Below are 22536 nucleotides of genomic sequence, written 5' to 3' on the forward strand. Positions count from 1 at the left end.
CTCCATCGACGGTCTACTCAGGTTTGGACCGGGTCCGTTTTACGAGGCTGTGATGATGATGTCTCGGCGCATGGCGCGGTGAATAGCTTGGGCGGTCTTTTCGGCTACGCCGGCCTGTTCAGCGAAGGCTGGCCAGTTTTCGACCTGCGTATGGATCTCGCGGATGATCTCCTCAGCCTTTTTCGGCTTTAGATCGCAAAAGACGCCAAACTTGACGAGATCTGAGAGGTCGAAGTGGTCGCGCTTGCTGTTCAGGCTCATCTGGTGCTGATGAGTCCAGCTTCCATCTGGGTTGTAGGCATAACTGACGTCAAACGCCGGTGACAGCCGCCACTCGCCCTTTCGGTTCATGAGGAAAGCGATATTCTTGACGTGGTCGTCCTGGTTACGGACGAGAATGTTGAAGACAGCTCGACGAAACTGTTGCTCGATGTCGTAAGCGGGCAGGCCGAGGAGCCGGATCGTTTCGACCGCCTGTTCGTAAGAATAGGCTCCTGCCGCGTTGAAATCATAGTGGCGCAAGGCAGCGAGCGACTGCATGTGGAGCTTCTGGCCGCTGACGGTGCGATCGAAGCGTTGCGTCATGAAATGTGATCGGCCGCCTTCGTGGTGGATGCGGCATTCGGTCATGTCGATGCCGGCAGCGCGGGCCAAGAGAAAGAAGCCATACTCGATAAGGCCAAAGCCCTGCGGATCTGCCAGTTCCTTGTCGCGATTGTTTGAGATGCCATCGAACTTCATGAGCCAGTAGGTGAAGCCTTCCCCAGCTTTGACCTGGCCGGATCGAAATTCGCCGGTCTCCTTGTTCCATGCGAGGATGGCCTTGGCGCGCGCGCCCCCTGCGGATGTTCCGACGCGAAGAATCTCCTGTAGCGTTTCATGGTCGTCATTGCCCTTGAGGACACCGGCGAGGTTGGCGCGATTGTTGAGGACTTCGTTGGCGAGCTTGGTCAGCGCGTCAATTTCGAGGCGTTGGGATTGGCGCGGGCCTTTGAGAATCGTGGGGTGAAACTCGAGCGCGCCCATGCCGCGCGTACCGATATAGCAAAGGCGCTCAACCGGGTTGAAGCTGCCAGCCGATCGCCCCTGGGTCGCAAGCCATGTATCGATCAGAGCGTTGCCGAATTTGTCTGGCAGGGAGTCGGCGAGCATGCCTGGCAGACCCTTGAAGGCGTCGCGCGGCAGGCCAGGAAATTCGTATGGGTCGGGGCGCAGTCGCATCATGATCGGCGCCAGCTCGATGGTGCTTTGGACGAACTCAGGCATGTATTGGAATACGCCGATCGCCCTGTCATCCAGCCAGCTAACGGCACCAATATCTCTACCCCACAGGCGGACGGTCGCATCCGTCATTGCATGTCATCCTCGCCCCACGCCCAGTCGCTGGCTTTTGGGGCTTGCGTCTGAGTTCGTGCTCGACGTCGTTCGTGGCCTTGAAGTTGAACTCGCTCGACCGGTCGAACATCTGGGTTGGGGAGGATGTCGAGAATGCGATCGCCCAAGTCTAATGCTCTTAGTACGCGTAAAAGGGTATCGAGCGAACTGTTCCGGCCGGCCTCCAGCCGCTTTATGCTCGGAAGCGAGGTTCCTGCCTCCTGCGCCAAGCGTGCTTGCGTCAGGTTGCGGCTGAGGCGAACCCGAGCCAACCTCGCGCCTAGATCATGCATGGTTGTTGCGACGTTGCCCAGTTTGGATTCTATGTTAGGATTCATATGCGATCCTTTATGGCGATTTATGACTTTATTGTATCAGATACGATCCGTTGTAAATAGATGCCCTGCTGTAGATTATAGGATCAAAAACGATCCTCTATCAAGATTTAGGTGAATAAGGGATCGAATATGATCCTTTGTATCGCAACTAGGCCTGATCGGAAGCCGTTGAGTACCCGGCGGGCTCACGCAAAGCGCTGGCATCGATCGTTACCGAGGGTCGGCAGGAAGCCGGCTGGTCGACAAGTCCCCCAGATACTGGCTTGGGCGTAGTGAACCGTGCAGACATGGCCACACGCCGTTGCCGGCCGCATGTTGACACGCCACACCTCCTGCACTATCGATGATTAATCGTTTAATCATGCGGGGTGACCGCAAGTGGCAATCCAACGAGCAGGTGCCAATCTCGGTAATATCGCGAAGGCGCTTGGCGTCTCGGTTGCCACCGTATCCAATGCGCTGTCGGGCAAAGGGCGCGTGTCGGCGGAATTGATCGAGAGTGTAAGGGCCAAGGCTACCGAGTTGGGCTATACGCCGAGCCATATCGGAAGGGCTTTGCGAACCGGACGCAGTGGGGTTCTGGGGCTTGTTCTGCCTGATATCGCCAACCCGCTGTTCCCGCAGATTGCCCAAGCAATTGAATTTGCCGCGACTGGTGCCGGCTATGGTGTGCTGATCGCGGATTCGCGCGGTAGCGTTTCGATGCAGACGGAAGCGATCAACCGCCTTATCGAACGCGGTGTCGACGGCATCGTCATCGTGCCGCGGCTTGGAACCCGGATCGCTGATATCGGATGCCCCGTGGCCGTCATCGACAGTCCCTCCACGCCTGGCAATACGGTTTCGGCCGACCACTGGCAGGGTGGGCAGGCGGTGGCCCAGCATCTGGTGTCACTTGGTCATCGCAAGCTCCTGCTGATCGGCAACAACCCGGCATCCAATGTGCAGGGCGACCGTATCGGTGGGATGAAATCGGCTCTGCCTGTCGGCGGCGAGGCGGACGTCTTGTGGATCGAGGCGCATGAACAGCGTCATGGCCGGGGCTCCCCACTCGGATTGCAGGCCAAAGTCGAAGAAGGATTTACGGCCTTTGCCGCTGTTTCCGATCTTATAGCGCTGCGGGCGCTGACGGAACTTCAGAGCGCCGGTATTTCTGTTCCGGCCGATGTCAGCGTGACCGGTTTCGACGATCTCATCTGGTCCTCGGTCGTCACGCCGAGCCTGACCACCGTGCGCATGGACATGGCGGCCATCGCCGAGATTGCCATCTCCGCTCTTGTGCGGGTGATCGAGGCGGATGCCGGCAATAGCGATGACATACCCAGAACGACGATGGGCACCGTGGCGGCCGCCGACCGAAGCAGCGTGCCGATGGCGCTGGTTGTCCGTCAGACCTCGACGCCGCCTCCACCTTCTTTCCGTGAAGACCCAAGAAAATCGATAAAAGGAGAACGCACATGACCAAGACACTACTGGCCTCGGCCACCGCGCTGATGCTGACCATGGGAGCAGCGCAGGCTCAGGAAAAGACGCTGACCATCTCTGTCTATGCCTTTGCGCAGGATGAATTCAAGGAAATCGTCTACGATCCCTTCGAAGCCAAATGCGGCTGCAAGCTGGTGGTTGAAACCGGCAACAGTGTCGAGCGACTGGCCAAGATCGAAGCCAACAAGGCAAGCCCGGTCGTCGATATGGCTGTCGTCTCCATGGCGGACGCGCTCTCGGCGTCACGCGGCGATCTGATCGAAAAGATCGACACGTCCAAGCTCAGCAATTTCGACAAGCTTTACGAGATCGCGAAGGATCCGAATGGCGACGGAATGAGCGTTGGCTACACCTTCTACGCAACATCGATCGTCTACCGGACCGACAAGATGAAGATCGAGTCCTGGGCTGATCTCCTGAAGCCGGAATATGTTGGCCATGTCGCGTTTCCGAATGTGACCACCAATCAGGGTCCGCCGGCCCTCTATATGCTGGGGCAGGCACTCGGCAAGGATACACCGGATCTGAAGGGGGCGATCGAAGCGGTCGGCGCACAGAAGGACGAGATCGTCACCTTCTATGTGAAATCCTCGCAGCTCGTGCAGTTGATGCAGCAGGAAGAAATCTGGGCGGCTCCAATCGGCCGGTTCTCCTGGGCGCCGTTCACCAAGCTCGACCTGCCACTCGGCTGGGCGACACCGAAGGAAGGCCAGACTGGCGGCATGAATGTCATGGTCGTCACCAAGGGCTCGAAGAACCAGGACCTGGCGCTGGAATTCATGGATTTCTGGCTTTCGACCGAAGTCCAGACCAAGCTTGCCGAAAAGCTGGTCGACAGCCCCGCCAATCGCGAGGTCAAGGTTTCCGAAGAGGTCGCCAACAACCTCACCTATGGCGATGATACTGCCAAGGCTCTGAAGCTGATCCCATCGGCTGTCGCGCTCGACAATCGCGATGCCTGGCTGTCCGAATGGAATACCAAGGTCGGCCAGTAATCTCCGGCCACACGAATGCCTCCCAAGGCGAGGGACGCGGCGATCGGACATCTGTTCCAAGCCGCGTCCCGACTGGCCCGTCGGCACTCTCTAACAAGGGCGAAATCCCATGTTCAACAATCGGGCGGAAGCCCTGGCGCTTGCCCTGCCGGCCGCGGTGTTTGCCGGCGTGGTGTTTCTCGTGCCCGTCATCCTGCTCTTGTCGGAAGGCTTTCGCTCGGCTGACAGCTGGACGCTGTCGGCCTATTCGAACTTCTTCTCCGAACCTTTGAACCGGACGGTTTTCCTGCGCACGCTGCGCCTCGGCGCGACAGTGACCGTGGTCGCGGCAGTGATCGGCTATGCGGCTGCCTATGCCATTGTCAGCCTGCCGCCGGGCGCCAAGGGCCGGATGATCGGGCTGGTCGTTCTCCCGCTGATGATTTCGCCGGTCGCTCGCACCTATGCCTGGATCGTCATTCTGGGGCGCACCGGCATCGTCAACCAGGCCTTGATGGCCGTCGGCTTGAGTGACGAACCCTTCCGCATTCTGTTCACCGAAACCGCCGTGTTCATCGGCCTTCTGCAGCTCTTCCTGCCGTTGATGATCATCTCGCTGGTCAGCGCGCTCGAAAACCTGCCAAGGGATGCCGTGCCGGCGGCGCGCGTGCTCGGGGCGAACTGGTTCCAGGTGTTCTGGAAGATCATTCTCCCCCTGACGCGGGAAGGATTGGTGGTGGGCGGAACGCTCGTCTTCACGGGTTCGATGACGGCCTATATCACGCCGGCCATTCTGGGCGGATCCAAGGTGCTGATGCTGGAGACCCTGCTTTACCAGCAGGTGACGGTCGCCAACAACTTCGTCGCAGCCAGCGTCATCGCCTTTATCCTGATCGTCATGAGTTTTGCCGCCAACATCCTGTTGAAGCGCATCGCAACGGCGAGGAACAAGACATGATCCAGAGACTGTTTGCGCCGGTTACGCTGGCGCTGGTGCTGCTCTTCCTGATCGGGCCGTTCCTGATCATCGTCGCCGCCTCGTTTTCGGCCGGCGATACACTCGCCTTCCCGCCGCAGGGCTTGTCGTTCAAGTGGATCCTCAAGGTGTTCACGATCGAAAGCTTTCGCCAGAGCTTCGTGATGTCGATGTTCCTGGCGATCGGCGGCACATTTGCAGCCCTCTTGCTCGGCATTCCGGCCTCCTATGCCATGTCGCGCTACAAGCTTCCCTTCGCCGAAACCGTGCGCACTGTCGTATCTGCGCCGATCATCGTGCCCGGCATCATCGTTGGCCTGGCGCTGCTGCGCTATTTCGTCGTGCCGACCGGCATGTCGATCACGCTGGCGCTCTTTCTCGCCCATACCGCGCTGGTTCTTCCCTATGCGGTTCGGGTCGTGTCCGCGAGCCTCAACAACCTGCGCTCCGATATCGAGGAGGCGGCCGTGCTTCTCGGTTCCTCGCGGTTCGGGGCCTTTCTGCGCGTGGTCCTGCCGAACATTCGCGGCGGGATCCTGTCGGCCTTCATTCTTGGTTTCGTCACGAGCTTCAACCAGGTGCCGGTTTCCCTGTTCCTGTCCGGACCTGGCGTCAGAACGCTGCCGATCGACATGATCGGATACATGGAGATCGTCTTCGATCCGTCAGTCGCGGCGCTTTCCTCGCTGCTCGCCTTCCTGTCCATCGGCATCGTCTTCGCGGCCGAACGTTTTCTGGGGTTCTCCCGTTATGTCTGACACATCCTTTCTGACACTCGACAAGCTGTCGCTCGCCTACGGCAAGACGATCGCCGTCAAGGATCTCGACCTTGATATCCGCAAGGGCGAATTGCTGGCCCTACTCGGTCCTTCCGGCTGCGGCAAGACGACAACCATGCGCTCCATCGCAGGCTTGATGAACCCGGTCGGCGGCACGATCCATCTCGACGGTGTGGACATCACCCGGGTGCCGGCCAACAAGCGCGCGGTCGGCCTGGTTTTCCAATCCTATGCGCTCTTTCCGCATCTCTCGGTGTTCGAGAATGTTGCATTCGGCCTGAAGCTCAAGGGCATGCGCGGTGCCGAGCTCGAGGCAAAAGTGTCGGCAGGGCTGAAGTCCGTCGGCTTGTCCGCCTTCGCCAACCGCAAGACCCCCGAACTGTCCGGCGGCCAGCAGCAGCGCGTGGCCCTGGCCCGCTCCATGGTCATGGAGCCGAAGGTGTTGCTGCTCGACGAACCTTTGTCCAATCTCGATGCGCGCCTGCGCCTGGAAATGCGCACCGAATTGCAGCGCGTGCAAAAGGAAAGCGGCGTGACGATGATCTTCGTCACCCATGACCAGGTGGAGGCCTTGGCACTGGCGGACCGGATCGTGGTGATGAAAGGCGGCGCCATCGAGCAGATCGGCACGCCTCAGGAGATCTACAATCATCCTGTCTCCGATTTTGTTGCCGACTTCGTCGGATTCGAGAACATTTTCGCCATTCGCGACGGCAAGCTTGTCACGACGGGCGGCGACATCATCCTTTCAGGCGAGCTCCCCGTGGCGGCGGGTCTTGCCTGGCGTCCGCGCGCGATCCGCTTGGGGGCAGGGCCCTTGAAGGGGGTCGTGCGTGGTGTTTCCTTTGCCGGGGGGACACGTGAATATGTTCTGGAGACGCCGCTCGGCGTGATCAAGGCGGAGGTGGATGCGGCAATGCCAGTCCATGCCCTGGGCGCCGAGATAGCCTTCGACCTCCCGGTGGGCGCCGCCGCTTCGCTCAACCGATTCGGGTGATCGATCATGGGCATCTGGATCGATAGCGACATGGGGTTCGATGACATTGCCGCCATTCTGGTGGTCATGCATGCGGGTCTCGAGATTGACGGCGTCTCACTGGTGTTCGGCAATACGCCGCTCGACCAGGTATTGCGCAACACTGCCGGTGCGACGAAAGCCTTCGGCTGGCCTTTTCCGGCCCATGCCGGACGGGGAAAACCCGTGATGGGTGCGCTGCAGACGGCCCAGGAAATCCTGGGCGAGACCGGTATCCCGACCTCTGGCCTGACGCTTCCCGAGGGCGATGACCTGCCCGGCGGCGAAGCGTTTTCCGCCCTCTGTACCTGGCTTGAAACAGCACCCGCGCCGCGCCGTATCCTGGCGCTCGGGCCGTTGACCAATCTTGCGGCACTTGCTCTTGCGCGCCCGGACCTGGCGGCGCGGATCGATGACCTGACCTGGATGGGCGGTGGACTGACCCGCGGCAATCACACGGCATCGGCGGAGTTCAATGCGCTTGCCGATCCCGAAGCGGTCGCCATCGTTCTGGCGCATGGCCTGCCGTTGCGCATGGTCGATCTCGATCTCTGTCGAAAGGTATTGGCGACGCCGGATGACGTTCTTCCGATCCGCAACGCAGGCGGACAGAATGCGACGCTGATTGCCGATATGCTGGCGGGTTTCATCGATATCGCGGTGAGCCGTGGTCGTCCGGCAATGGCGCTCTATGATGCGGTCGCGGCTGCCGCCTTCGTTCGCGGCGATCTTGTCACCGTGCAAAAGGCTCGGATCGATATGGAATGCGGCAATGGTCTGACCCGTGGACGGACCATCGTCGAGACCCGATCGTCGCATGGGGTCTTCAACGCGGAATTCGTGGCCGATTGCGATGCCGCGGCGATCAAGGCGATCGTAGGTTCTGCTCTGCATTGGGAGGCTGCCAAGTGACGTTGCAGACCGGGACAGAACCGATGGATCTGAACGATGCCGATCTGCGCGCGCGCGCCGTGGCCGCTGCTCGGGGAGATGCCGCTTTCGATCGACTGATCATCAATGGCACGCTCATCGACATGGTGACGGGCGAGCGTCGCTTAGCCGATATCGGTCTGGTCGGGCCGCTGATTGCCAGCGTTCATGAAACCGGTCGTCGGATGGATGCCGGTGAGGTCTTCGATGCGGATAGTGGCTATCTGTCACCCGGACTGATCGATACGCATATGCATGTCGAAAGCTCGATGGTGACGCCTGCCAGTTATACGGCCGCCGTTCTGCCACGCGGCGTGACGACCATCGTCTGGGACCCGCATGAATTCGGCAATGTGCATGGGGTGGCCGGTGTCCGCTACGCGGCAGAGGCTGCGCGCGGGCTGCCGCTCAGGATGATCCTGCTTGCGCCCTCCTGTGTGCCGTCGGCACCGGGCCTCGAACTGAACGGTGCCGACTTCGACGCTTCGGTTATCGCTGATCTGCTGACCTGGCCCGAGGTCGGTGGCGTCGCGGAAGTGATGAACATGCGCGGCGTGATTGATCGCGATCCGCGCATGAGTGCTATCATTCAGGCCGGTCTTGCGTCGGGCAAGTTGATCTGCGGCCATGCGCGCGGCCTGAAGGATGCCGATCTCGCGGCCTTCATGGCAGCTGGTGTCAGTTCCGATCATGAACTCGTGTCCGGCGACGACCTGATGGAAAAGCTCAGGGCCGGACTGACGATCGAAATGCGCGGTTCGCATGATCATCTGCTGCCGGACTTCGTCGAGGCGCTCAACAGGCTTGGCCACCTGCCGCAAACGGTGACGTTGTGCACCGACGACGTCTTCCCCGACGACCTGTATCAGGGCGGCGGGCTTGATGATGTGGTGCGCCGTCTGGTCCGCTATGGGTTGAAGCCGAATTGGGCCTTGCGAGCGGCAACGCTGAATGCTGCCCAGCGGCTCGGTCGCCCCGATCTCGGTTTGATTGCCGCCGGACGACGCGCCGACATCGTCGTCTTCGACGATTTGACAGACCTGAAAGCTCGGCTCGTCTTCGCCAATGGTGTGCCCGTGGCGCGCAATGGACATCTGCTGACGGTGCCTGCATCCATAGATCATTCCGCTCTCACCCAGTCGATGAAGATTGAGCCGCTGACCGCCAGTGATTTCCAGGTCGCGTCGGAGGGGCAAACCACGCGGATTGCGACGATCAACCGGCCCCGATTTACCGAATGGGGTGAGCGACAGGCAAGGGTTGAGAAGGGGTTTGTCGTGCCCCCGGAAGGGACAACACGGATTGCGGTGGCCCATCGCCACGGGCGCGGAGACAGCCGACCCCGGGTCGGGTTCCTGGAGAATTGGGGTCACTGGCGCGGTGCCTTCGCCACAACGGTTTCTCATGACAGCCATAACCTGACCGTGTTCGGCAGCGATCCGGAGGATATGGCGACGGCTGCCAATGCGGTGATCGCGGCAGGCGGCGGCATGGCGGTGGTCTCCGGGCAACGGATCGATGCCATCCTGTCGCTGCCTCTGTCCGGCCTCGTTTCGGATGCGCCGCTTGAGAAAGTTGCACGCGATTTTTCGGCAATCCGGTCGGCTATGGATCGGATCGTCGACTGGCAGCCACCCTATCTGGTGTTCAAGGCCTGTTTCGGGGCAACGCTCGCCTGCAATGCCGGCCCGCACCAGACCGACCGCGGCATTGCCGATGTCGGCACTGGCCGGCTGTTGGAAAGTCCGATCCTGCCAGACGTATGAGGCACTCGACAGCAAGACTCAGCTCGACGCCAGTTCCTGTTCGACCAGCGTGCTCCAGAAGCTGACGCCGGGGCCGATAGCCTCGTCGTTGAAGTCATAGGCCGTATTGTGGTGTAGGGCGCCGTCCACGGCCGGTCCATTGCCAAGCCAGACGTAGCAGCCGGGCGCCTCGTTGGCGAAAAACGAGAAGTCGTCGCCCGCGGTCGACGGCGGGAAAGTGGTGCGGACCTTGTTGCCGAAGACGGCGCGGGCGGCGGCTAGGGCACGACGAGTGGCATCTCGATCATTGACGACAGGCGGAATGCGGCGCTGGAAATTGTAATCCACCGCAATGCCGTACATGGCTGCCGTCCCCTTCGCCAATCGGCCGATTTCGGTTTCGAGCTGGTCGCGGACATCGGCTGAATAAGCGCGCGCTGTCCCGCCGATATCGACCGTATCAGGGATGACGTTCAGGGCTTCAGGATTGCCGGCCTGCACTGAACAGGCGCTGACGACCGCCGGCTGCAACGGATCGATCACACGGCCGACGATGGTCTGTAGCGAGGACAGGAATGTGCCAGCAGCGGTAATCGGATCCTTGCCGAGATGTGGCTTGGCGCCATGGGTGCCGGTGCCGCGGAATGTAATGCGCCAGCTGTCGGAAGAGGCGAGTTGCGGGCCTTCGACCACGGCGATCTCCTCCGGATCCAGTCCTGGCATATTATGCAGGCCATAAATCGCATCACAGGGGAATTTTTCGAACAACCCATCCTCCACCATGCGGCGGGCTCCGCCGCGACCTTCTTCGGCAGGCTGGAAGATGAAATGCACCGTGCCGGAGAAATTGCGGGTCCGGGCAAGGTGACGGGCGGCACCCAGAAGGAGTGCCGTGTGGCCATCGTGTCCGCAGGCATGCATCTTTCCGTCTATCTTGGATTTATGTGCGCGATCGGCCATTTCCGGCATGGCCAGCGCATCCATGTCGGCGCGCAGGCCGATCACCCGTGTCCCACTGCCCACCTGCAATGTGCCGACGACACCCGTGCCACCGAGGCCAAGGGTGACCTGGATGCCTGCTTCTTCGAGCAGTCCGGCGACGATTGCGCTGGTACGCGTCTCCTCGAAGCCGAGCTCGGGATACTGGTGCAGATCGCGACGAAGCGACGTCAGGAACTCAAGGTCGGCGGCGATATCTGGTTTGATCTGCATGTGTTTTGGGTGCCTTGGAAGCCTGGGAAAAGAAGCGCCGAATGTGGGGTGGGCGACCCATCCAGGCGCTTGAGAAGGTTACATTGGTGACACCCTTGGTATAGATGGAAAACCGAGCGATTTGAACCGTTTCGTAGTGTCTGGGTTTGTTTTGGCGCCCGTGACGCTGGCTTTATTCGAGGACGATGACATGCAGCCCCATGATTTCTGGCAGGAGATCCATCCGCCGGCGAGTTTTGACCCTTCTGGTGGGCATTCGAGCTTTTATCCGGCGACGCTTGCCGATGGACGACAGATCCGCTTGCCGATCCGCCCGCTGTCCGACGGGCAGCATGCGCTCGCCTCACTGATCGTCAATCAGGCGAGTTTCGCGGTGCTCGATGCCTTGGCCGAGGATCTCGCCGGACACTTGTCCTTGCTGCGCCCCGATGTCGTTGTCGGCCTGCCGACGCTGGGGCTGACGCTTGCCTCCGTGGTGGCACAGAAGCTCGGTCATCACCGGTATGTGCCGCTCGGAACATCGCGAAAATTCTGGTATTCCGACGAATTGTCGGTGCCGCTGTCGTCGATCACAACGCCGGACCAGGAAAAGCGGCTCTATGTCGATCCGCGCATGCTGCCCCTGTTGAAGGACTGCCGCGTGGTACTGATCGATGACGTGATTTCGAGCGGTGCTTCGATCCGGGCCGGCCTTTCGCTGCTGCAATCTGCGGGCATCGAACCCGTGGTTGTCGGGGCCGCCATGCTGCAGTCGGATCGCTGGCGAAAGACCTTGGCGGGGGAGGGGGCTCATTGGCCGGAGCGGGTGCGCGGCACGTTTTCAACGCCGATGCTGGTCAAGGGTGGCGATGGTTTGTGGCATGCGACTGTCTTGTAAAAGTTGCGGCCCCGTCATTGGGCAACCAAATCTGACGGTGCTGCGACGCCGTCGGCGAATGAGACGAGGCTCTGGCTCAGAACCAACCCATTTCCCGAAGAGGTGGCTATTAGCGGTGCCCCCGCGTCGTTGCCTCCGGTGTTGCGTTGGCTGAGCCCGCTTCGATCTCGCCGACCTGACGCCTATTGATCTAGACCGCCATGGCAAACTCCCCTTGGATCATACCAAAACCTTTTGGAATATCCGCCACTGCGCCCGGCAGCCTTAGGTCACCGTTTCTGTCCCGTTCAGCCAACGTCCTGCGGTTCTCAAGAACTTCATCTTTCGAAGGTCTCTTCCAGCGAGCCATCTAGGCGATCTCCATTTTCATTGGCATGTGGCAAACACATTGTCTGTTATAGCGGTGCACCGTACCATTGCGCGTTCCATCACTTGCGGGGACGCTACCATATCTTCGGCCATGGCCGGTGCAAGCCGCAGGCAGTGTGCGAATGCACAGAGCGCAGACGCCAGGGCCTTTTCCTCATCAGGGTGCTATGCAATCTCGGCTCAGATACGCGCCCAATCCAGCAGATGGTCACGACCGTCGTCCCCATCATGGCCCAACGTGTTGAGGGGAGGATCCCCTCTCTGGCACGCCTCCCGGCAAGGCCCAAATGATCGGCGAGCTTCCGCGTTGCATGCCGCTGGGGCATATGATCAGAAGGATGGCGGCCAGCTGCGCCTGTATCGGTTTTCGAGTTCGACGGGATAGCGGACTGGCACGGCGTGCAGGTTGCGGATGGTTTTTCCTGACGCGAACTCAGTCGCTGCTACATTGACGAAACAGTTGAGATCGTATCGGGGATTGACGTGCCCTGAAAGCCGGCAACGTTTTCCTTGAGGTCCAGGGTCGCGGCGTGATGCCACTCGCTGCCGAAGTTTATTTGGAGCGTAAGACGCATTTATTGATCCCTTCAAGGGGGCGCTAGATGCGTTTTCGTAATCTATACAACCCATTAAAGTGGTCCTATTCCTGCTCGTGCGCGAGAGGTGACGCCGAGCTTCGATCAGCAGCGCTTAGCGGGTACTTACAAGGGGTTTCAGATACGCACTACGCAGGAGGGTTTCGGTGTCTAAACGGTGATGGTCGATGAATCCTGCGGGTTCGATTTTTCCCTGCTGCAATAGGGAAAGCAAGGTGGCTGCGTAACCCGTTGCAACCGATGTCAGGGCGTTGAATGTCCCGTTCTTCTGCGTAGGTACAAAACGATGACAAGCCGTTGATTGTGTTGGCTGCCTACCGCGACGGCCACATGCAGTGACCATCAGCAAGAGAACGTCGTCGTCGATGATCGGAAGGCCATTGCAAAGCAGGGATCGCATCATGTCCCGACGAGAACGAAGTCCGAGGTCGTCAAGGAGGAAGCGCATGTATTCGAGGTGGCCGGGATAGCGGATCGTCTTGAATGTGACGTTTCTTGGCGAGAACTCGGAAAAGATCGAGAGGTCCTCGATGCCGCCGGACGTGTTGAACTCTTCATAGTCGATGCCATCAATGGTGAGCGCCCGGTGGTCTTCGAGCGGTGACAAGGTAACGGACTTGCCGTCACGTATCGCCGCACTCGGACGCGTATACTCGTCAATTAATCCATCGACATTCCAGATCTGCCCGTAGCCCAGACGATTTGTGGGGTAACGCGGAACCGCGCCGACGCGAAGGACCAGATCCGTCACTGGCGAGCTCCTTTTCAGAAGATTCCAAGCGATGTTGCCGATCAAGCCCGGCGAAACGCCACAGCCGTGGAAGATCGCACGTCGGGTGGAGCGCGCGCGGAGAATGTCTCGCGTTTCCGGCCGAGTACCACTGAAGTCGAGGAAGTGTACATCAGCCTGCGCAGCCGCGTTTGCGACTGTCTTCAACGCACTGTCTGGGACACACGCAACAGCGACATCGCGCCCGGACAGCATGGCCTGCAATTCGTCTGTATGACGAAGGCGGCGTCCGGAAACATCGATCTTCATTGCACGAAGCTGGTCAAGTGCTTGTTCGGAGTGATCGACCACTTCGACCACGAATTCCTGGCTTTCTGCCAGTGTCGCCGCCAGCGCCATGCCGATCTTGCCGGCGCCGAAGATCGTGACTTTCAGTGGCGTCATCACGGCCCTCAATTCTTGAACCGAGCGACGAAGCCTTGCAGGCGCGGATTCTGTGGGTTGAGGATCACTTCCTCCGCTGTGCCGGTTTCAGCAATGACACCCTGGTCGAGAAAGAGCACACGGCTCGCGACATCGGCAGCAAACGCCATTTCATGGGTGACAATGGCCATTGTCATTCCCTTGTCGGCAAGCCCCCGAATGACACTCAGGACTTCTCCCACCAGCTCCGGGTCGAGCGCACTGGTGACCTCGTCCAGCAAAAGCACTTCGGGTTCCATTGCCAAGGCCCTGGCGATCGCCACACGCTGCTTCTGCCCGCCCGACAGATGGTTAGGGTAGGCCGAATGCTTTTCGGCGAGGCCGACCTGGGCAAGCAGGTCCATGGCCCGTTCCTCGGCCTCGCGTCTGGGGCGCCGGCAGACGACGATTGGACCTTCTGTGACATTCTGCAGCACGGTTTTGTGGGGAAAAAGATTGAAGTGCTGGAATACCATGCCGACATGCCGACGCAGCGTTCCGATGCCAATTTCATCACCTCGGTCCCGGAACCGCTCCCCCACCGATTTTTGGCGAAAGCGGATGGTGCCCGCTGTCGGGATTTCCATCATGTTGAGACAACGGATGAAAGTCGACTTGCCCGATCCTGAAGGACCGATCAAAGCGACCACTTCACCACGCTCAAGGCTGAGATCGAGCCCTTTCAGGACCTCGAGCGTCCCGTAACTCTTGCGCAGTCCCGACGCTTCGATGACCGACGGTCTTGTGTTGGAGTTCTGTATCATTTGCATGCATCCGTTCCTTTAGTCGCTGACCCTGAGACGCCGTTCGATCCAGTCTGCGGCCTGAGTGAGCGGCAGCAGCATGGCGATGTAGAGCCCGGCCATGAGGGTGTATGATTCAAGCGGACGATAGGTCTGGCCGTTCACCACTGCGGCCATGTAGGCGAGATCAGCGACCGATATGACTGATACCAGCGAGGTGTTCTTGAACTGGATGACCGACTGGTTGATGAAGGATGGCAGCACACGTTTCATGGCCTGGGGGAGGATGATCCGGCTCATGGACTGCCAGGGGCTCATGCCGATCGCGGCTGCCGCTTCGCGCTGGCCTCTATCGATCGATACGATCCCGCCGCGAAAGATTTCCGCGTAGAAGGCGCCGGCATAGAGTGACAGCGTGAGCATGGCTGCGACACGATTGTCTATCGAGCCGCCGACCAGCAGCGGAAAGGCGTAGTAGAACCACAGCAGCTGAACCAGCAGCGGCGTGCAGCGGAAGATCTCCTGATAGACACGGGCGGTGGCAGAAAGAACCTTCCAACCTGAAAGGCGCGCGGCGCAGGTGAGAAAACCGATCAGCACGCCAAAGAAGATCGAGCCGAAGGTATAAAGGACGGTGATCCACAACCCCCAGAGGAAGAGATCCCAATACTGCCATACGGAATGAAAATCCCAGCTGTAGGTCATCGGTCACCTCCCACTGCCGCGTCGGTACCGCAGGGCGGTCGACAACCGCATTGGGGACACCTGTCTTCGTCAATCCTGTTGGTCATTCTTGTTCCCTTGTTCCATCGAATTGTTTGCGGATGGGACGAATTCCGATGCGATCAATAGTCTTACGTCTGTCCCAAGCCGACAATGCAAAGCTGACGTCGCTGCTTAGCGCATTTCTTGGAAGGCGGCCGATGCCGAGGTAAATCGGCCGAGGATACCAGCGATCCGTTCGCGGTTTGCCTGTGAAACCGGAACCATGGGCAGGCGCATCTCGGGTCCGGCGAGATTGGACAATGCCAGTGCCGCTTTGACAGGTCCCGGGTTCGATTCGATGAACATGCTGTCGGTCAGTTCGGAAATCAGTTCATGCAGTGCGAGTGCACGCGCCGTATCGCCGCGCCTCCAGGCTTCCACCAGTTGCACCATTTCGCGCGGCGCGACATTGGCGACAACGCTTGTGACACCGACAGCCCCGAGCGACAGGAAGGGCAAGGTGAGCCCATCGTCGCCGGAATGAATGATCAGCCGGTCCCCACAGGCGCTACGCAATTGGGTGACACGTGCGGCCGATCCGCCGGCCTCCTTGATGGCGATGATGTTGTCATGCCTTTCAATCAAAGCGGCACAGGTCTCTGGCGAAATTTCCACGCCGCAGCGGCCCGGGACGGAGTAGAGCATGACCGGCAGAGACGTCGCTTGCGCGGCTGCACCATAATGGGCAAGGAGGCCGGCCTGGGTCGGCTTGTTGTAATAGGGCGTGACGATCAGGACTGCGTCCGCACCCGCCTGTTCGGCCCGCTTGACTTTGTCGATCGTTTTGGACGTGTCATTGGCACCGGCACCGGCCATCACCAAAGCTTGGCCTGCCACAAGCCTTACGGTCCGCGCGATCAGCGCATCGGCTTCATCGTCGGACAGCGTCGCAGCCTCTCCCGTCGTCCCGACGGGTACAAGACCTGCGATGCCGGCCTCGATCTGGCGCTCGACCAGAGCATCATAGGCTGCGTAGTCGACCCCTCCATCCTTGAAAGGAGTGATGAGGGCGGTGAAGACGCCGTTGAAACGTTGTGCAAGGGCCTGCATGGTCATATTCCTCGTTGTTGTCGTCAGTCGTTCAAGCTGTCCGCCAAGCTGTAGCGGCCTGCGGGGCGAGGGATGGAAACCAGCCATTGCGCCGCAGTGATTGCACCTGCGGCATAGGCTGTGAGCGTTTGGACGCGGTAGGTCAGGACGGCTTCCGCTGCGCCCATCTGAAAGCGCACCTCATTGATGCCTACCGTATCTCCCACCCGGTTGACGGTGATTGCAGGTTGGGGTGCGGCGAAACCCATTACGCGGCTTCGTGCTTCACAGACATCGCGTGCCAGAAGCAGAGAGGTTCCGGACGGGTCGGTTTTCTTCGCGCGATGGTAGGTTTCGCCAATGCCCGCTTCGGCATCTGGCATGCGTCTGGCAAAATCGATCGCTGCGCGTTTGAAGGCTTCAAAACCGGGGGCGAAATTCGCGCTGACCAAGATCGGGCGTTGACGACTGAACATGCTCAACCGCTCGTCCTCTTCGACGGTGAAGCCGGTCGTGCCGATCACCATCGGAATGGATTTGGAGCCGATCTCTTCCTGTAGTCGAAGGCTCGCAACGGGCCTGGAAAAATCGATCATCACGTCGCAACGGCTGTTCATTCCAGCGTCGGCCGGTCGATATTCGATGCTGCCCCCGGAGACAGGCACGCCGATGAGCTTTGACCCTGGACGAACGAGCGCTGCGGCCAGTTCCAGGCCCGGATTGGCCAGGATCAATTCGACAAGCCGTGTCCCGACGCGACCCGAGGCTCCCATAATGGCGATCCGCATATGGCGTCTCCTCAATCAATGACGACCTTGGGTTCCGACATCTCGCGCAGTGCGATGCGGACACCTTCTCGGCCAAGACCCGAGCGCTTGACGCCGCCAAATGGCACATGCTCGGCGCGGAAGTCCGGACCTTCGTTGATCATCACGCCGCCGACATTCAGGTCGCGAGAGAAGGTCTTGATGAGCGCGTGATCATTCGTGAAAATCCCGGCCTGAAGGCCAAATTCGCCGGCATTGACCTCAGCGATCGCTGCCCGCGGATCGGTGAAGCTCCGGATCGCGATGACGGGTCCAAAGGTCTCATCGGCGATCACCGGTGCGTCTGCCGCGATCTGCGAAATCACGGTCGGAGAGAAGACCGTGCCATCATGCGTGCCGCCAGTCAGCAATTTCGCCCCATGCGCAGAAATGCTTGCGTTGACGCGTTCAGCAACGGTCTTGGCGGCAGCCAGATCGATCACAGTTCCCATGTCGGTGTCGTCTTGCGAAGGATCACCGAATTCGACAGCGTCGACAGCGGCCAGCAATCTTTCGGTGAAGATCTTTTCGATATCCCGATGAAGGTAGAGTTTCTTGACGGCCGCGCAGCTCTGCCCGGCGATTTCGAAGCGGTGCCCGATCGCCGTAGCAACGGCCTTGTCCAGATCGGCATCGGGAAGCACGAACAAGGGGTCGTTGCCGCCCAACTCCATCAGGCAGCGGATCAGTCTGCTGGCGTTCTTGAGCGCAAGCCCTGCAGCCGGCCCGCCAGTGAAGGACAAAAGGTCGATCGGTGACTGGGCAAGCGACACTGCAGCTTCCGCCGCGCCGTGCACGATCTGGAAAAGGCCGGCTGGCCATCCAGCCTTCATGGCGAGTTCGTGCAACCGCGCGGCGGCCAGCGGCGCCTTGGGTGACGGCTTGGCAACCACCGCATTGCCGGCTGCAATAGCCGGTCCCAGCTTGTGGCAGAGCAGATTGAGTGGGTAGTTAAAGGGGGTTATCGCACCGACGACACCAACTGGCTCATATGTAATCGTCGCCAGCCGGTCCGCGCCACCTTCCACGATTGCGCAATGCAGTGCTTCCCCATCGAGAAAGGTTGCGGCATCGCCTGAGAGCTTCAGCGTGTTTTGTGCGCGACGGACCTCGTTTCGCGCCTCGCGGATCGTCTTGCCCATCTCAGTGGAGATGATGCGGGCAAGGTTTTCGGCGTCTGCGGCAATCTCTTCAGCCAGAGCATTCAGCATGGCGCGACGTACGGCTGGAGTTGAGCAGCGGAACTCCCGCTGGGCTGTCTTCGCGCGTATCACGGCTGCAGCAATCTCAGCGGCAGAACTCACCGGGACTTCGCCGACCAACGCACCGTCGAAGGGATTGCGGACCGTAATTGCATTGCTGGTCTCGAGCGCCTGGCGCTGGGCTTGCATCATGTCGGTATACCTCGTCATTCGTGGTTGGTCCTCGTTTGGCTGACGCCAGTCAGCGCAGCTATGGACACCGGGCGCAGCGGCCAACGGCGACCCGTCAGGTCATCTGTCGATGGCACGAGGCCATCTGGCTTGATCTCAGCCATGAGTTGAGCCGTATTGGCAGCGCAGAAGCGCCCTTGGCACGCGCCCATGGCAAAGCGACCGTTGTGCTTGACCTCTCTCCCCGTCAGCCGGTCCGCCCGATCGCAAAGTTGGCGCAGATCACCGACAGTCTTGCCTTCGCAGCGGCAGAGCACGGTTTCGTCAGGCAAGGTTGAGAGCAAGGCCTCGCCTTGGACAGGAGCAAAGAGTGCCGTGAGAGTTGATTGGGCATTGCGGGCGCGCTCAACCATCCGGTTCAGTAGTGTGTGTCCTTTGCCCCCTGACAGCATGTCCGCGACCTTGCGTCCAGCTCGCTGCCCGTCTGCGTGGGCGGCAAAGACACCAAGTGCTTCGCGACAATCCCCGGCTCTCACGATGATCGGCCCACGATCCGTTCGCGCCGTCGCACTGGGGAGGCTGAAATCATTGGGCCGAATGCCGTCATGAAGCCCAATGCGGTCGACGTGGAGGCTTTGCCTCCGGCCATCACTTCGCAACATAACGACACGTAGATTTCCGCCATCGCGCTCGATCGCCTCAATACGGGTGCCGCGTAGCCAGGGTATACGGCGCCGATAGATGTCCGAAAGATAGCCGGCCGCTTCGCGCAGAATTTCGGGGTGACCGAGCATGGCGAGACCTGCGCCCAGCCGCCGCAGCGGATCGCCCTCCTCGACGATGGCGACAGGCGGATTGCCGAGTCTGGCCATCTGGGCGGCGACGGCAATCAATAGTGGCCCTGTGCCGGCGATCAGGACCCTTCCTTTCGGAGCCCGACCGGTTTCCTTCATCATGACCTGCAGCCCACCGGCGGTGGAAACGCCGGCCATTTGCCAACCCGCGCGCGGTCGCACCTTCTCGATCGCGCCCGTTGCGAGAACGAGGGTCTTTGTTCGCAATTGCTCGAGATTGCCAGAGTGCCGGTTTTCGATGAGAACCAGCCCGTCGCCGTCGACGCCGAGGAACACGCAGGCGTGACGCACAGGAGTACGGGCTTCTGAGAAGGCTTTCTCAAGCGCCTTCCAATCAACATGGCTACCCGCGGCCTGGTGGATTGGCGCAACACCGGGGATCGGCTGCCGATGGATCGCACCGCCAAGGCTTTCGCGCTGTTCGACGACCTCGACCGTCAAGCCCGAACGTGCCGCTTCCACCGCCGCGGATAGACCCGCTGGACCACCTCCGATAATCAGGACATCAAGTTCAATCATTCGGCTTCTCCAGCGCCTCGACTTCCATGCCAGGCCGTGCCGGCGTGATACAGGCCTCCCGAATGAGTCCGTCGACACGCAGCAGGCAGTTCTGGCAGGCGCCGATGCCGCAGAAGTATCGGGTCTCCTCGCCGAGGGGGCCGTAACCGAAGCTGCCGACGCCGGCGGCATCGAGTGCCGCTGCAAGGCTCTCTCCGCTACGGAAGGGAATGGCGCGCCCTTGCCAGTGGAAGGTCTGCTGGATCATGCGGATAGCTCCAGGTTGGCGAACCTGGCGGGATCGAAGAATGAGAGATCGATGTCCGGCGTCTCCCCACAGATCAATTGGACGATCGACTTGCCAGTCACCGGGCCAAGGCAGATGCCGTCTCCCTCGAAGCCAGTGGCTACATAGGCGTTGGCGACGCCCGGGATTTTTCCGACCAGTGGCAGACCATCGGTCACAGCGGTGCGTGTTCCGGCAAAACTCCGCAACAGTCTGAGGTTGGCAAGCTGGGGAATGAGAGCTACGGCCTCACGCAGAATCCGGGCGACCGCATCGATGTCGTTTGTCTCCCGGTCGCCGTGGTCCTCTCGTGTGCCCCCTAACAGAAACTGGCCCGTGACAAGGGGATCAATTACCAGTCCCAGCCCGCGTGCTGGCGGCGCATGCCCGGTGTTTTGGCTTCCCTTGCTGAGCAGGTAACGGCCGGACATGATGGCGCCGCGCATGGCGCTGTTGAGTGCAGGCGCTCGTTCGGTGACCAGCAATTGACCTTTGCGCGGGGTCAGGACATCGGAAAGGCCGAGAAGCCGCGCCGAGCCATTGCCTGCAGCAATGACGACCAAGTCTGCAGATATCGAGCCTTCGCTGGTTGCAACCCCTGCCACGCGAGAGCCACCGGCTTCCAGCACCAACCCATCCACACGCAGGTTGCGTTCGACGACAATGCCGCTTGCCGTCAGCAGCCGGTGGACGATCTGGTAGCCGATTGCATGCCCTTCGCCATGGACCTCGACGGCCATCGTCGCCGCTGGCGAAAGGGCCGGCAAGGCGGAACGCAAGCCGGAAGCGGACAGGGTTTCGACCACCACGCCTGCGCTTGCAAGAGCCTTTGAATGAGCCTCCAGCACACTGCCTTCTTCATCCGACGATGCAATGATGAAGGTCGAGCGTCGCTTGAATGCACCGGCAAAAATGCCGTCGTCGGCCAGTTCCCCGTAGAGGCGGACACCCTTGAGCGCGGCAGCCATCATTGGGCCGGGCTTCTTGCTTGCAACGGAGACGGCGCCGTCAGCGGCACCCGTTGCCTCCGCAGCCGGGGCGGCTGCGTCGACCAAGCGGACGGCGGTGCCGCGTTTGGCAAGAAAATAGGCGGTTGCAGCTCCGACGATGCCGGAACCGACGATTATGGCACTGGATGGGGGACGCGATTGCATGGTTTGGAGCCGGCCTGATTGGTTGTGAGCCAATATTGGCGGCGGTTAGGTGCAAGCGTCGATACAAGATGACGGCCTTGCTTGTTCACGAAATTTGTATCCGCTAGAAAGTCTCGACCCCTTAACAGGGAAGAAGGGGGACCAGCGCCATGGCCAAGATCAGCCTCACACTTATCCAGACCTTCTATCAGGTGGCGCGCCACGGCTCGTTTTCCGCCGCAGCGCGCGATCTCAACCTCAGCTATCAATCGGCCGCCAATCATGTCCGGCGACTGGAGCAGATCCTGCAGGGCAAGCTGATCGATTCCGAGCAAGGGGCCAAGCGCATATCGCTCACCCCAAGAGGTCGAGCGCTCTACAGCCTTCTCCATCCCGAACTGGACATCATGCTGGAGCGGCTGACAAAGCTGATCGAGAACCAGCGCTCTTCGCTACGGGTCGGCATGCCCCAGGCAATCTTCTTCTATCTGTTCCCACGGGTTCTATCGCGGTTTCGCGAGGCCTTTCCCGAGATGGAGTTCGCTGTTTACGAACGGGACACTGTCCTGGCTGAGCTCGTAAAGAACGGCAGTCTGGACGTCTGTATTTCTGAGCGCTACTTCGGCGACCCCGTTGTTCCGCAGCGCCTGCTCGGGAGCTATCGCTTGAGCCTCGTCTATCCTCAGGCTTGGGGAGAGCCGCCCGAGCAACACGACATTCCAGCGTGGTCCGTGGGCCGACCCTTCATCACCTATGAGCCTGGGCAGACTTTGCGAAATCTGGCGGTCGACTTTCTCGGTCGCGACGGGGCAATCGTGCAGCCGGCTGTCTCCACATCTGGGAGTTCGAGCGTCAAGCGCTGTGTGGAGGAGGGGCTCGGCTTCTCGATCATTCCATCTTGGTGTGTTGGGCCGGAAGACTCTTCGATCCGCAGCACCAAGCTCAGCAACCTGCCGGAAGTCCGGGTCTACTTCGGCAATGCCGGCTTTCTGCAGAAGCATCCCATGGTGCAGCAGCTCTTTGAGGACTGCCGTCGTGAACTGGTCGGCCCGGTGCTCGATCCGCCACGCAGCAGCGAATTGGCCCTGGCTCCGCTTTGAAGCGGACATATAAAAAAGCCCATAAGTGGCTCGGACTCTCTAGCATTGTTCAAGTTTCATTCGTGGATAGGCTGATTTTCGGTCGGT

General features: G+C 60.3%; 21 protein-coding genes and 1 pseudogene. 9 read left to right on the forward strand and 13 right to left on the reverse strand.

Features of this window, described 5'->3' with window-relative positions:
* Positions 1-39: 39 nt before the first annotated feature.
* On the reverse strand, positions 40-1353 hold the full coding sequence (locus E9677_RS10715) for a type II toxin-antitoxin system HipA family toxin (RefSeq protein WP_136558064.1): 1314 nt from the start codon (positions 1351-1353) through the stop codon (positions 40-42).
* Complete coding sequence (locus tag E9677_RS25890) at positions 1350-1712, reverse strand: helix-turn-helix domain-containing protein (RefSeq protein WP_136558065.1); 363 nt, start codon at positions 1710-1712, stop codon at positions 1350-1352. The genes E9677_RS10715 and E9677_RS25890 overlap by 4 nt, the downstream gene beginning before the upstream one ends.
* A gap of 384 nt (positions 1713-2096) precedes the next feature.
* Here E9677_RS25890 and E9677_RS10725 point away from each other — a divergent pair, with 384 nt between their 5' ends.
* From E9677_RS10725 to E9677_RS10755, 7 genes are all read left to right on the forward strand, one after another.
* Positions 2097-3173, forward strand: a complete 1077-nt coding sequence (locus E9677_RS10725) for a LacI family DNA-binding transcriptional regulator (protein ID WP_136558145.1) — start codon at positions 2097-2099, stop codon at positions 3171-3173.
* A complete protein-coding gene (locus E9677_RS10730; protein ID WP_136558066.1) occupies positions 3170-4192 on the forward strand; it encodes an ABC transporter substrate-binding protein in 1023 nt (340 codons plus the stop codon). The genes E9677_RS10725 and E9677_RS10730 overlap by 4 nt, the downstream gene beginning before the upstream one ends.
* A 109-nt stretch (positions 4193-4301) precedes the next feature.
* Entirely contained in the window at positions 4302-5129 is an 828-nt protein-coding gene (locus E9677_RS10735; RefSeq protein ID WP_136558067.1) for an ABC transporter permease, read from the forward strand.
* Complete coding sequence (locus tag E9677_RS10740; RefSeq protein ID WP_136558068.1) at positions 5126-5905, forward strand: ABC transporter permease; 780 nt, start codon at positions 5126-5128, stop codon at positions 5903-5905. Before E9677_RS10735 ends, E9677_RS10740 begins: the two co-directional genes overlap by 4 nt.
* Positions 5898-6923: an ABC transporter ATP-binding protein gene (locus E9677_RS10745; protein WP_136558069.1), complete on the forward strand. Its 1026-nt coding sequence runs from the start codon at positions 5898-5900 to the stop codon at positions 6921-6923. The genes E9677_RS10740 and E9677_RS10745 overlap by 8 nt, the downstream gene beginning before the upstream one ends.
* A 6-nt stretch (positions 6924-6929) precedes the next feature.
* Entirely contained in the window at positions 6930-7853 is a 924-nt protein-coding gene (locus E9677_RS10750; RefSeq protein ID WP_136558070.1) for a nucleoside hydrolase, read from the forward strand.
* A 23-nt stretch (positions 7854-7876) separates the two neighbouring features.
* The gene (locus tag E9677_RS10755) at positions 7877-9637 is read left to right on the forward strand and encodes an adenine deaminase (RefSeq protein WP_136558071.1); all 1761 of its coding nucleotides are present in this window, start codon (positions 7877-7879) and stop codon (positions 9635-9637) included.
* Between the two features lie 18 nt (positions 9638-9655).
* On the opposite strand, the gene E9677_RS10760 is transcribed toward E9677_RS10755, so the two are convergent.
* On the reverse strand, positions 9656-10828 hold the full coding sequence (locus E9677_RS10760) for a M20 aminoacylase family protein (RefSeq protein ID WP_136558072.1): 1173 nt from the start codon (positions 10826-10828) through the stop codon (positions 9656-9658).
* A 190-nt stretch (positions 10829-11018) separates the two neighbouring features.
* Between E9677_RS10760 and E9677_RS10765 the strand changes: the two genes are divergently transcribed.
* The gene (locus E9677_RS10765) at positions 11019-11705 is read left to right on the forward strand and encodes a phosphoribosyltransferase (protein WP_136558073.1); all 687 of its coding nucleotides are present in this window, start codon (positions 11019-11021) and stop codon (positions 11703-11705) included.
* Between the two features lie 193 nt (positions 11706-11898).
* On the opposite strand, the pseudogene E9677_RS25535 reads toward E9677_RS10765, so the two are convergent.
* From E9677_RS25535 to E9677_RS10820, 10 genes and pseudogenes are all read right to left on the reverse strand, one after another.
* Positions 11899-12054 (reverse strand): annotated as a pseudogene (locus tag E9677_RS25535) (XRE family transcriptional regulator); the annotation flags it as partial.
* 710 nt (positions 12055-12764) lie between these two features.
* Positions 12765-13844, reverse strand: coding sequence for a saccharopine dehydrogenase C-terminal domain-containing protein (locus tag E9677_RS10780; protein WP_136558074.1), 1080 nt, complete (start codon positions 13842-13844; stop codon positions 12765-12767).
* A gap of 8 nt (positions 13845-13852) precedes the next feature.
* Complete coding sequence (locus tag E9677_RS10785; RefSeq protein ID WP_408014707.1) at positions 13853-14632, reverse strand: amino acid ABC transporter ATP-binding protein; 780 nt, start codon at positions 14630-14632, stop codon at positions 13853-13855.
* 12 nt (positions 14633-14644) lie between these two features.
* A complete protein-coding gene (locus tag E9677_RS10790; RefSeq protein WP_136558075.1) occupies positions 14645-15310 on the reverse strand; it encodes an amino acid ABC transporter permease in 666 nt (221 codons plus the stop codon).
* Between the two features lie 192 nt (positions 15311-15502).
* Complete coding sequence (gene dapA, locus E9677_RS10795) at positions 15503-16420, reverse strand: 4-hydroxy-tetrahydrodipicolinate synthase (RefSeq protein ID WP_136558076.1); 918 nt, start codon at positions 16418-16420, stop codon at positions 15503-15505.
* Positions 16421-16443: 23 nt separating this feature from the next.
* Positions 16444-17187, reverse strand: coding sequence for a 4-hydroxy-tetrahydrodipicolinate reductase (locus E9677_RS10800; protein WP_136558077.1), 744 nt, complete (start codon positions 17185-17187; stop codon positions 16444-16446).
* An 11-nt stretch (positions 17188-17198) separates the two neighbouring features.
* Entirely contained in the window at positions 17199-18617 is a 1419-nt protein-coding gene (locus tag E9677_RS10805) for an aldehyde dehydrogenase family protein (RefSeq protein ID WP_235882907.1), read from the reverse strand.
* A complete protein-coding gene (locus E9677_RS10810) occupies positions 18614-19951 on the reverse strand; it encodes an FAD-dependent oxidoreductase (RefSeq protein WP_136558078.1) in 1338 nt (445 codons plus the stop codon). The genes E9677_RS10805 and E9677_RS10810 overlap by 4 nt, the downstream gene beginning before the upstream one ends.
* Positions 19944-20198: a 2Fe-2S iron-sulfur cluster-binding protein gene (locus E9677_RS10815; RefSeq protein ID WP_136558079.1), complete on the reverse strand. Its 255-nt coding sequence runs from the start codon at positions 20196-20198 to the stop codon at positions 19944-19946. Before E9677_RS10815 ends, E9677_RS10810 begins: the two co-directional genes overlap by 8 nt.
* On the reverse strand, positions 20195-21370 hold the full coding sequence (locus E9677_RS10820; protein WP_136558080.1) for an NAD(P)/FAD-dependent oxidoreductase: 1176 nt from the start codon (positions 21368-21370) through the stop codon (positions 20195-20197). Before E9677_RS10820 ends, E9677_RS10815 begins: the two co-directional genes overlap by 4 nt.
* Positions 21371-21519: 149 nt before the next feature.
* On the opposite strand from E9677_RS10820, the gene E9677_RS10825 reads away from it, so the two are divergent.
* The gene (locus E9677_RS10825; protein WP_136558081.1) at positions 21520-22449 is read left to right on the forward strand and encodes a LysR family transcriptional regulator; all 930 of its coding nucleotides are present in this window, start codon (positions 21520-21522) and stop codon (positions 22447-22449) included.
* Positions 22450-22536: the final 87 nt, after the last annotated feature.

The organism is Peteryoungia rhizophila, from assembly GCF_004912145.1.
GTDB classification, from domain to species: Bacteria; Pseudomonadota; Alphaproteobacteria; order Rhizobiales; family Rhizobiaceae; genus Allorhizobium; species Allorhizobium rhizophilum.